This is a genomic window from uncultured Clostridium sp. (assembly GCF_934754915.1).
Classification (GTDB): Bacteria; Bacillota; Clostridia; order Clostridiales; family Clostridiaceae; genus Clostridium.
Map to the genome: position 1 here is coordinate 1 of NZ_CAKVKB010000107.1, position 11,357 is coordinate 11,357.

Here is an 11,357-nt window from a genome sequence, read left to right on the forward strand (position 1 = left end):
TTAAAATGAATTTATTTTCATTTTAACAGGAAGCTTTATATGTTTTGTAGTCGTGGATTTTTTGACGCTTACAATAAAAAAATAATAGTGAAGATTTTAAATGTAAAGAATCCTCATATCCAGTGTCATTACGATTAATGGATATGAGGTTTTTTTTGTAAAAAGTATAAATAAAAGTATTGACAAGTAAGCAACTGCTTACTATCATATTAAGTAAGCAGTCGCTTACTTAATATGATAAGGGAATAATAAAAAAATATTTTAGAGGAAGGTAAGAATTATGGAAAAAAGTATTATTACAAAAAAATCTGTGAAATTGAATTTGGAAATGAAGAAAGCACAAAAAGAAGCTCGAAAATATTATAGAACCAGTTTATTTGAAAAAAAAAAAAATGAAACGAAGGCAGTTATCAGAAAAAGTGTTCATATGAGAGAAATTTTGTATAAGGATTTAAGCGATTCAATGAATTTACAAATGCCTGATTTAATGGAAGTTACTACAAAGGAACAACTTGTACAAGTGTGCAGGGATGTAAATCTAAAAGGCAGAAGCGGAAATAATTTTAAAACTGGAGATAAATTAGAAAAATTTAATTGTGAAGAAGGAATTTTGCTGATTAATGGAGTGGAATGTGATCCTGGACTTGTACATGATGGATGGATTTATAGAAATCACTTATCAAAAGTCAATGAGGGTGCACGGATATTAAACAATATTTTTCATTTTAAAAAGATAATACTTGCTACTAAAGAGCCTTTAAAGAAAAAAGAAACAATCTTTGAACAGGTAAAAATAAAAGACAGATTTCCTATGGGATATGAAAAATTTATTATAAAAACAGTTCTGGGAATAGAAGTACCTGAAGGAAAGTATCCAACAGACATTGGAATATTAGTGCTTAATATACAGACAGTATTAGCTATTGCAGAAATTTTGGAGAACAGACAAAATGGTAATTATAAGTATCTAACTGTTGCTGACTTATATACTGCACAAGCATATGCAGTTAGAGTAAAATCAGGCAGTAATATTACTGACACCATAAAAAAAGTTTTTCCTGATAAAGAATTAAATGAGAATAAAGTGTATACAGGTGAAGGTGCGCTTAATTGTCATAAAGTACACAAAGATGAATGTATATTAGATACAACCTGTTTCCTGGCAATTGGAGAGATGCCTGATTATGAAAAATCAGGAAAGTGTGCAAAATGCAGAAGGTGTTCTAAAAATTGTCCTATGGGTGTGGATGTATTTGAAATAGTACAATATGTTGAAAAAAATGGGAGAGTAGATTCAAATGCATGTATGAAATTTCATCCAGAAAGGTGTATTAAATGTGGTGCCTGTACTTACAATTGTATGTCAGGAAAAGATGTAAGGGGGATTGTTGCGTGGGTAAAACAAGAAAACATAAGGGAATAATTTTATTGTTTTTTTTCTTAATATCTTTATATTTAGTTGAAGAAGGAATAGCCGGCAGCAGCATAGTTGCAGATTATAATAATGGTTATGGTACTTTTGATATGAAACAATATGATGTGTCTATTGTAAGAAATGTTTTATCAGGAATGCAGAATGAGGGATTTATGGTATATAAGTATTACTATTTTTTTGATTTTATTTTTGTTGTGGCTTTTGGTTTATTTCAAATTTATTTATCTCTAGCAGTTTATAAGTGGTGTACAAAATTTCAAATGCAGATGATTATATGTGCAATACCTGTTTTAAGAGGAATATTTGATATTGTTGAAAATATTTTATTATTTAACACTTTATGTACATTTCCTAATATAAATGCAAGTATTATAAGAATTGCGTCTATTTGCACTAAGTGTAAAATAGGAATGATTAAATTATGGATTGTAGAATTGATTGTTGGATTGTTAATAGGTATAATTAATTATTATAAAAACAAAAGGAAATGATTAACTATGACGACAAAAGAAATAATAGTCTATGAATCATTGAAATTATTTTCAACAAATGGTTTTGATGCAGTATCGACAAGAATGATTGCAAGGGCAGTAAAAGCATCAGATGCAGTAATTTATAAGCATTTTAAAAGCAAGCAGGAAATTTTAGATAGTATTATAGAAAAATGCACATCACGTTACATGGAAAAAAGAAATTCTGTTAAAATTGAAACTATCTGTTGGAAGGATGTAGAAGAAATTTGTATGGATATGTTTCATTTTCAGACAACTGATGAATGGATAACTATGTTTCGTAAACTGCTTATGATAGAACAATTTAAAAATCCAAAGATGGCAGCTTTATATAGAGAAATATTTATAGATTCATCTATTAATAGTATGGCAAAAATGTTTGAAACTCTGATAGAAATGGGGTATATGAAAAAAGGTACACCAGAAGTATATGCAATGGAATTGTATGCACCATTTTTTATGTATCATACTATAGGTGGAGAATCAGAAAAGATTGTTAATTATTTGGAAGAACATGTACGTAAATTTAGGGAAGATGTGGTAACAGACATATGCTATCTTGATAGAAAGTAACAGCAAAGAGAAAATTCAAATGGAGTGTCTTACAAGGGCACTTCTTTTTATCCTCTATACCGCTTTACATTTTTAAATCAGCATTTATACTATTGAATACAATAGGCTGATGGGAGTGAGAAAATACTAAAAATGAAATATTAATATAATTTATTGCTACAGTACATTTATAGGAGGAATCATTTTGGAAAAAGAAGAAGCAGAATTACTGCCATCAGGGCTTATAAGCTGTATTATTGATAAAACAGAAGTCAGGATATTGAAAATATCCACAAAGAAGCTTAGTGTACGTTTTTTAGAAGAAAGAAAAAATATAGACAAAATAAAAATTGCATTTTACGTATTTGATGAGTATAGATATGAAGAAATTGAAATAAAAAATTATAGCATTATAGATGTAATAAAAAGAAAATTTTATAATGAATATATTTTTGTTATTAATGATGAAGAATATGCCAAGAATGTAAAAAGAATTTTTAAGGATTACTCAAGATATATTATGCTTAAAAATTTTGGAGAGGAAAATGAATTTTCAAAAGAGATGGTTGGTTATCCCTATGAAAAGGATTATGAATTTTATGATGATTATTCTAAGGAAAAACAGAAGTGGATTTCAAAGTTAAATTATGATAGGTGGAATAAATCTATTATGAATCATTTTGAACTTGCTGTAAAACTAGATAATGATAAATTGTATAATGACTATCTTTATAATGATATAAATGATTTTAAAGATAATTATCTTAGGGAAAACTATGTTAATGATCATGAACTATTCAAAAAAGATATTTCTAGAATATATATAGGAAATGAATTCTGTCATAATCTATTTCCTGATAAGGAATCATTAATGAATATGCTTTGTAAAGCTCAAAAAGAGAATCTCTCCATAACACTCTGCTTTACATATATGAGAGATTGTTATATACAAAATACTTTGGAAATTTTAGATAATGTATATGAATGGTGTAGCCATAGTTATAATAAGAAAATAGAGATTGTGATAAATGACTGGGGAATGTTAAAGATATTAGAAGATAAGAGTCAATTTTTCTCAATATCCTTAGGAGTTTTATTAAACAAGAGAAAAAAGGATTAAAGGTATGTATATAAGAAAGGTTATATTGAAAATAGGAATCTTATGGCTGAAAATAGTCTTAACAGCAGTATTTTTCAAGAATTTTTAAAAGAATATAAAGTAAATCGTTATGAGTATGAAAATTGTGGCTATAAAATTTCAATAGCAGAAGGAAAACATAGTCTGCAGATGCCTTTTTATGTTACTAATACATCTCAATATTGTCCTCTTTATGCAATGTGCAAAAATCTTGATAGAGGAAAACAGGAATTGGTAAAAGCATGTCCAAAGTACTGCAAAGATTATGTATTTGCATATCCAGAACATTTAAAAATGACTGGCAGATATAATTCTTTATTTGCTTTTGATGAGACTCTTTTAAAAGATGCTGAAATGTTGGAATATTATGTGAAGAATGGTATAGACAGAATTGTTTTAAATTTTATATAGAAATAAGAGGAAAAATTAATGAAGATAGTAGCTGGATTAGGGTGTATTGACGATTATATAAGGCTTGCTGAGGCAGGAGCAGATGAGGTGTTCTGTGGATATGTACCATATGAGTGGAACAAAAAATATGGAAACTTATTTCCTTTAAACAGAAGAGAAGTATTGTATTATAATGTTCAGATAGGATCTTTGGAAGATATGAGAATATTAAAGAAAATGGTAGATGTATATAAGGTACCTGTTACCATAACATTTAATTATTTATACTATCTTAAAGAACAATATGAATTCATTGAAAAAATAATGAAAGATCTTATAGAGATAGGATTTGATGAATTTATCATAGCTGATCCTGCACTTATATTTTATCTTGAGAAGAAGAATATAAATTGTTCAATACATTTAAGTGGCGAATGTGCTGAAATAAACAGACTTTCAATAGAATTTTTCCACAAGTTTAAAAATATAACAAGATATATTTTTCACAGGAAAAACTCAATTGAAGATATGAAATCATGTATAATGGCAGGCAGAAATGAAAAAATGGAGTATGAAGCATTTGCTTTAAATGAATTATGCCATTATACAGGTGCATTCTGCAGTTCACTTCATTGTGATGAAATGGCACATTTGTGTAAAATACCATATCATATGGCAAAAGTAAATGAAGAATGTAAACACTTTAAAAATGTTGATGATAAATTCAAAAAATATTATGATATTGACAGTGTATTTGAAGAAGATGAATTTTATAATGAAAATCTAAACAGTGATTATGATGATGAAGACAGTTATAGTTTTGGAAATACAGGATGCAGTTTATGTGCGCTGCAGAAGTTAAAAAAAGCAGGAGTAACACATTTAAAAGTTGTTGGAAGAGGAAACTATATTGATTATATGGAGAGAGATGTGAAAAATCTAAAGACAGCTTTAAATATGCTGGATTCTATAAATAATAATGATGATTATTGTAGAGAAGTAAAAAGAAAGATAATACATGGAAAGTGTAGTGGAAAATGTTACTATTAGTATAATAAAGTTATATAACAATCCAAGGAATCCTTCAAACATTTGATTATTTACTGTAAATTATCAATTACAAATTACTAGATGTAATACATAGATTAAATTAAAATAAAGTATAAGTATAAAAATTTCATATAATTTTATAAGGAGTCTATAGAATGAAATATTACTTTGCACCCATGGAAGGTATAACAGGACATGTATATAGAAATTCATATGAAAAATTTTTTCATAATATGGATAAGTATTTTACACCTTTTATAATTCCTAATGAGAGCAGAAAATTAAATACAAAAGAACTTATGGATGTTCTGCCAGAAAACAATAAAAATATAAATATAGTGCCTCAGATACTTACAGATGATTCAAAGGGATTGATAATGACCTCAAGAAAACTTCAAAAGCTGGGTTATGATGAAATTAATTTAAATCTGGGATGTCCTTCAGGAACAGTTGTTGGAAAGGGCAGAGGTTCAGGCTTTTTAGCGCGAAGAGAAGAACTTGATAAATTCCTTTATGAGATATTTGAAAAAAATGATATTAAGATATCAATAAAAACCAGAATAGGAAAGGATAGTCCTGATGAATTTTATAAACTTATAGAGATATATAATAAATATCCACTTGAAGAACTTATAATTCATCCAAGAACAACAAAGGATTTTTATGGAAATAAGCCAAATCTAGATATATTTAAAGATGGATTGTCTTTAAGCAGAAATCCTGTATGTTATAATGGTGATATTTTTACATCAGAAGATTATGAAAGACTTGTAAATTTATTTCCAGATTTGAAATCAGTTATGCTGGGACGAGGAATACTTGCGAATCCAGGACTGATGAATGAAATTTTAGAAAATAAAATTCTTGATAAAAAGACTATTAAATCATTTCATGATGAGATTTTAAATTCATATATGGACATATATCCTCAGGATATAGGAGCATTATTTAAAATGAAGGAATTATGGTCTTATATGATTTATATATTTTCAGACTGCAAGGAATATCTTAGAAATATAAGGATGTCAAAGAATATAAAAGAATATGAAGAAGCAGTTGAAAGGCTTTTTATAGAACAGGATATTGTAAAAGGATTAGGCAAACCTATGGTCAATTATAATAGATTAAGGTAAATTAAAAATGTAGATGGATTAACTAAATTTTTTAGAGGGTGTAATATAGTCTGTGAAATTTTAATTCAAAGACTTGCACCCTTCATTTATTTTAATATCCAAGTTCTTTATTTATTAAAATAACTTCCATTTCTTTTATACCATTCATTTTTTGAACAAGTATAGAAATACCTCGGCATATTCTTTCAGGACTATTACAGTTGTAGCATTTTCTTTCTTTGCTCACAGCACAAGGTGTTTTCAATCCTAATCTTATAGCATTAAGAGGGGCTGCTATATTTCTGGCACGCCACATGGCCTTTTCATAGTTTTGTTCTATTTTATTAACTCCTGCGATAATATACACTTTTTCATGACCATTCATAATAGCAGATACCCTGTTTCCAGTACCATCAATATTTATAATTTCACCACTTTCAGCAATAGCATTAGCTGAAGATATGTAAACTTGAGCAGATATGGAATTTTCTTTAGCTTGTTCTGCTGGCTGTTTCCAGTGCCAGTATACTTGGTTATTTTCAGATAGTTTTTCAAATAATCCAAGTTCTTCTATAGTTTTGCTTCCACCAAATCCTATTGTTTTTCCATTAAGTTCTGAAATAAGATATTTTGAAGCATCAGTAGTATTTTCAAAATATGAAACTATAAAGCCTTCTTTTTTTAAATTTTCTATTGTTGTCTGTATATTCATAAAAAACTCCTTTCCAATTTTAAAAACACATATATTGAAATTACATATAAAAATATTAAAGAAATCTTATAAAGATTTCATATTTAACTGCCCATTATTAATTGCAACATATAAAATAGTAATGAAAATTTTAATCAGATTTTTATATTCGAAAATCTGATTTATTATTATAGAGTTGACAATTAGATATAGATTTTTCGTGTTAATTATAACATATTTATATAAATATATACATTGCCCATGTTTTTATAGGACGTATATAAAATATGCAGATTAGCATATTTATTCCTAATTCATAGCTAAAAAATGAATTAAATAATGATTAAAAAAATATTACAAAAAAGCTAACATTTAAAATAGAAGTGATTTCCATGTTATACTTTAAAAAATATGATGAAAGTGGGGATAGTATGAAGAATAAACTATGTTTTATAACAGGTTTTATTTTATTAGCATATGTAATTGCAGTGAATATAAAAAGTGCAACAAAAATAGCATTTTCAGTTCCTGTTATTATTTTGTCTATATTAATGATGTTATATGGAATAAAAAGAGAACAGATATCAGCATGTATTGATAAAAATAAATATTTAAAGAAAGCATTTATGATTATAAAAATATGTTTTTTTGGATTTTTAGCTGGGGTGATAGTTATTGAAGGAATTATAATTGGTTTTCCTAAACATGATACATCCAATTCTGATTATATACTTGTTCTTGGCGCTGGACTTAAGGATGGGTACAATCCAAGTGCAATATTGAGATATAGATTAAATGCAGCAATAGAATGTTCAGAGGAACATAAAAATATAGGCAAGATAGTAGTAAGCGGAGGCCAGGGGATAGATGAAATGATTTCTGAAGCTGAAGCTATGAAAAAATATCTTGTTGATAATGGAATAAGTGAAAATAGGATTCTTGTAGAAGACGAATCGCGAAACACAGCAGAAAATTTTGAATTCTCTAAAAAAATAATAGAAAAAGACAGTGGCAGACCAATAGAAGAAAGTGAGATTAAAATTATTACTACTGATTTTCATGCTTTTAGAAGTAGTTTTCTTGCGAAAAGACATGATTATAGGAATGTAACAAATTATTCTAGTAAAACTGTATGGTATCTTATTCCAATATCGTATTTAAGAGAAGCATTTGCAGTTATTAAAAGTGCAATATTAGACTAAAAGGTTAATATAAAGCTTTTGAATAGTCTGCCGAAATATTAATAAAGTATAAAAAAATTCAAATAATATATTTAATTGGATAGTTTAAATAATAAATATTTGGTACATGGACATAAATAGTCGGGGGTGAAGTATTATTATGAAAGCTGTAAGTGAAAAAATAGCTATTCCTTCTATATTGGAAGTTGGAAAGGGAATTTTGAATGATGTAGGAACATTGATTAAAAAATCAGGATTTAATAAAGTTTCATTGTGTTTTGGTGAGGGGATACAGGAACTTTTTGGAGAAAGAATAGAATCATCTTTAAAAAAATCAGGTATCAATATAATTGATATAGAAACTATTTTTAATATAAATTTTGATGAAATAAGTACAAAAGCATTTGAATTACCAAATGATGTTAATGTTTTAATTGGTGTTGGAGGGGGAAAAGCAATAGATGCAGTAAAATACATGAGTTTTTTAAGAAAACTTCCTTTTATAAGTATACCAACATCCACATCTAATGATGGATTTGCAAGTTCAGGAGCATCACTTTTAATTAATGGAAAGCGTATGTCTGTGCCAGCAAAAACACCTTATGGAATAGTTGTTGATATTGATGTGATTAAAGGTGCACCAGAAAAATTTATATATTCAGGAATTGGTGATTTAGTTTCAAATATTACAGCCTTGTATGACTGGAAATTTGAAGAGGAAAATGGAAAAGCAATAGTAAATGATTTTGCAACAATGATTTCTAAAAAAGCAGTAAATAGTTTTGTAAGAACTGAATTTAAAAGCATTAAAGAAGACTTATTTTTAAAAGAATTAGTTGACTCATTAATTTTAAACGGAATATCTATGGAGATTGCTGGAAATAGTTCTCCAGCCTCAGGAGCAGAACATTTAATTTCACATTCTCTTGATAAGTTTCTAATAAAACCGGAACTTCATGGAGTACAGGTTGGAATAGCAACTTATATTATGGCAAAAGTTCAAAACCATAGAATAGAAAGAATAACAAAAGTTTTAAAAACAACAGGTTTTTTTGATTATGTTAAAACTTTAAATATGAAAAAAGATGATTTTAAAAGGGCAATAGATTTAGCACCTCAAATAAAGCCAGATAGATATACATATATTCATGTTAAGGAGAATCAAGAATTAGCTAAGAAGATTATTGATAATGATGAAATATTAAGTCATGTATTAATATAGAAATTTTATAAGAAATATTAATTGATAGAAGTAGAGCAGGGATATAAAGGAAACATTGATATAATGCCTTTATATTCCTGCAACCAGTATTGTTTATATGAATTAATTTATAAATTTTTAAATTAAACATTATCATTTATATGATATTCAACAGAAAATCCTTCATAAGGTTCAATCATATCCATTTTATGAATCATGTTATTTAAAATTTTAGGTTCAATTGTACGGTTTCTTTTCTTATTTCTTGATAATAGCTTTTTATAAGGAACTTCAATATATATGAATTTTACTTGTGCATTATATGCCGTAAAAAGATCACATAATTTTTTACGAGTTTCTTCCATTATATTTGTTCCATTCCATACAAATGAAACATGTTTTCTAAGATATTCTTTAGCTCTTTCACGAGCAATGGCAGCAACTTTTCCAGATCCCTGTTTTGGAGAAATTTTAAACTCTTCCCGTATATCATCAAGAGAAATCATTGGAAGATTGCTTAAATTGTTTTCTATGAAAGTATCTTTTCCACTCAATGGAAGTCCGCACATTATAATAACTTGAAAAAGAGAAGGATCAAAGAGTTCATCGTTATAGTGAATATTACTGCCCTTTTTACTATTAAGATACCTAAAACGTGTGTAGAAATTTTTATAGATCCTTTTTGAATCAAAACATCCTAATTCAATGCAATATTCTTTAAAATATTCAAGATCATTAAGGAGTGCATTTTTATCATCACATTTTCTTCCAAGTATATCGGCTTTTGAAAGAAGATAAAGAAGTCTCATATCAGTTCCTTCGCTTACTTTTAAAAGAGTTTGATCAGGATTTTCCCTGTTTTCAAAATGAAATGGAAGACTATGATATTTTATTAGTCTTGAAATACTTTCACGAAAATCATAGGAGATTTCATATTTGTTGGAATATTCTTTATAGGATAATTCTCTGAAGATTTTAGAGCCTCTTATACCATGACGAGGTGATACAATATTGCCATTTTCTATAACTGTACATGTAAGCTTTCCAATATCGTGAAAAAGGGCTGCAAGATATAGTATGAATTGTTCCTTTTCTGTAAGCAGTTTAAATTCAGGAAAGGAAAGGATTTCTCTGCAGACATTAGCCGTATGAATATAAACATTTCCTTCGCCATGGTATTTTGAATTTTGAGGAATATTTTTAAGTTCATTTATTATGGGAAATTCTTGAATAATCATTTGAAATTGAAAATTATAAGATAAAATTTTATCTATCATATTTATCACCTTTTTCTTCTGTATCTTTAATAATAGTTTCATCCTGCTCTGAATATATGTCAATGCCATCTTTAAGTTTATTAGGTATAATTGGCCTATTAATCCAATGGGTTTCACTATCTAGAATAGTATTTAAAAATGAACTACGAACAAATTTAAACCTATCAATAACTTCATAATCATTTTCAATTTTTATATAGATGCCTTCCATTAAATTTGTTTTATCAGTCTGCTTTAATGCAAGTTCATAAGACAAATTTAAATTTTCACACTGTTTCTTTAGAGAATCCATATATTTATCAGACTTAAAATTTGATTTGCCAAGAAAATTTTTTAACTGATCAATATTTTTTAATCTGCCTTCATATAAAACTAAGACTGAAGTTATAAATTTATAGTTTTTAAGCAGTTTTTTTCTTTGTTTAGTTGATAAAAAGATGTCTTTATTTTTATCATAAATATCAAATTCCATAAAATAATGTGTAAGATTATCATAGTAGACAGTATGTTTTGCATAAAGCCATTCACCATACATTACATATCTTGTACCTAATAGCTCAAATAATTTATTTTTATGACAGCCTGCCCACGCTTTGAATAAATCAAATTGCTTTTCACCATATCCGCCATTTAAAAAATGTCCTCTGCTTTGTAATAACAGTTTGTTATTCTCATCAAAACTTATACCGCAGTTTGCACCATCAACTTTTTCTTCTAAAATTAAATATTTATTTTTTATATAATCAAATTTTTCTATTTTTAAATTTTCGTCTCCATATTGGAGGTTTGAACCTTCAATATGTCGTGTTCTTGGATAT

At 27.5% G+C, this 11,357-nt stretch carries 12 protein-coding genes; 9 read left to right on the forward strand and 3 right to left on the reverse strand.

Translation table 11 applies throughout. The features are described 5' to 3' along the window. Nucleotides 1-280: 280 nt before the first annotated feature. From Q0F58_RS13910 to Q0F58_RS13935, 7 genes are all read left to right on the forward strand, one after another. A complete protein-coding gene (locus tag Q0F58_RS13910) occupies nucleotides 281-1,423 on the forward strand; it encodes a 4Fe-4S dicluster domain-containing protein (RefSeq protein ID WP_294377667.1) in 1,143 nt (380 codons plus the stop codon). Next, nucleotides 1,393-1,926, forward strand: a complete 534-nt coding sequence (locus tag Q0F58_RS13915; RefSeq protein WP_294377669.1) for a hypothetical protein — start codon at nucleotides 1,393-1,395, stop codon at nucleotides 1,924-1,926. Before Q0F58_RS13910 ends, Q0F58_RS13915 begins: the two co-directional genes overlap by 31 nt. Before the next feature lie 6 nt (nucleotides 1,927-1,932). After that, a complete protein-coding gene (locus Q0F58_RS13920; RefSeq protein WP_294377672.1) occupies nucleotides 1,933-2,520 on the forward strand; it encodes a TetR/AcrR family transcriptional regulator in 588 nt (195 codons plus the stop codon). A 184-nt stretch (nucleotides 2,521-2,704) separates the two neighbouring features. After that, nucleotides 2,705-3,619 carry a hypothetical protein gene (locus tag Q0F58_RS13925; RefSeq protein ID WP_367118192.1) on the forward strand — a complete coding sequence of 305 codons (915 nt, stop codon included), beginning with the start codon at nucleotides 2,705-2,707 and terminating at the stop codon, nucleotides 3,617-3,619. 42 nt (nucleotides 3,620-3,661) lie between these two features. Then, on the forward strand, nucleotides 3,662-4,048 hold the full coding sequence (locus Q0F58_RS19670; protein ID WP_367118193.1) for a hypothetical protein: 387 nt from the start codon (nucleotides 3,662-3,664) through the stop codon (nucleotides 4,046-4,048). 18 nt (nucleotides 4,049-4,066) lie between these two features. Further along, a complete protein-coding gene (locus Q0F58_RS13930; RefSeq protein ID WP_294377678.1) occupies nucleotides 4,067-5,077 on the forward strand; it encodes a U32 family peptidase in 1,011 nt (336 codons plus the stop codon). A gap of 155 nt (nucleotides 5,078-5,232) precedes the next feature. Further along, the gene (locus tag Q0F58_RS13935) at nucleotides 5,233-6,210 is read left to right on the forward strand and encodes a tRNA-dihydrouridine synthase (protein WP_294377681.1); all 978 of its coding nucleotides are present in this window, start codon (nucleotides 5,233-5,235) and stop codon (nucleotides 6,208-6,210) included. A gap of 91 nt (nucleotides 6,211-6,301) precedes the next feature. On the opposite strand, the gene Q0F58_RS13940 is transcribed toward Q0F58_RS13935, so the two are convergent. Continuing rightward, nucleotides 6,302-6,901 carry a lactate utilization protein gene (locus tag Q0F58_RS13940; RefSeq protein WP_294377683.1) on the reverse strand — a complete coding sequence of 200 codons (600 nt, stop codon included), beginning with the start codon at nucleotides 6,899-6,901 and terminating at the stop codon, nucleotides 6,302-6,304. 410 nt (nucleotides 6,902-7,311) lie between these two features. Here Q0F58_RS13940 and Q0F58_RS13945 point away from each other — a divergent pair, with 410 nt between their 5' ends. Beyond that, nucleotides 7,312-8,082, forward strand: a complete 771-nt coding sequence (locus tag Q0F58_RS13945) for a YdcF family protein (protein ID WP_294377685.1) — start codon at nucleotides 7,312-7,314, stop codon at nucleotides 8,080-8,082. 139 nt (nucleotides 8,083-8,221) lie between these two features. After that, nucleotides 8,222-9,283, forward strand: a complete 1,062-nt coding sequence (locus Q0F58_RS13950) for an iron-containing alcohol dehydrogenase family protein (protein WP_294377688.1) — start codon at nucleotides 8,222-8,224, stop codon at nucleotides 9,281-9,283. A 122-nt stretch (nucleotides 9,284-9,405) separates the two neighbouring features. Here Q0F58_RS13950 and Q0F58_RS13955 read toward each other — a convergent pair whose 3' ends face one another. Further along, complete coding sequence (locus tag Q0F58_RS13955) at nucleotides 9,406-10,539, reverse strand: AAA family ATPase (RefSeq protein ID WP_294377690.1); 1,134 nt, start codon at nucleotides 10,537-10,539, stop codon at nucleotides 9,406-9,408. Continuing rightward, nucleotides 10,529-11,357, reverse strand: an 829-nt coding sequence (locus Q0F58_RS13960; RefSeq protein ID WP_294377695.1) for an RNA ligase family protein, incomplete at its 5' end; no start/stop codon positions are given. The genes Q0F58_RS13960 and Q0F58_RS13955, both read right to left, overlap by 11 nt.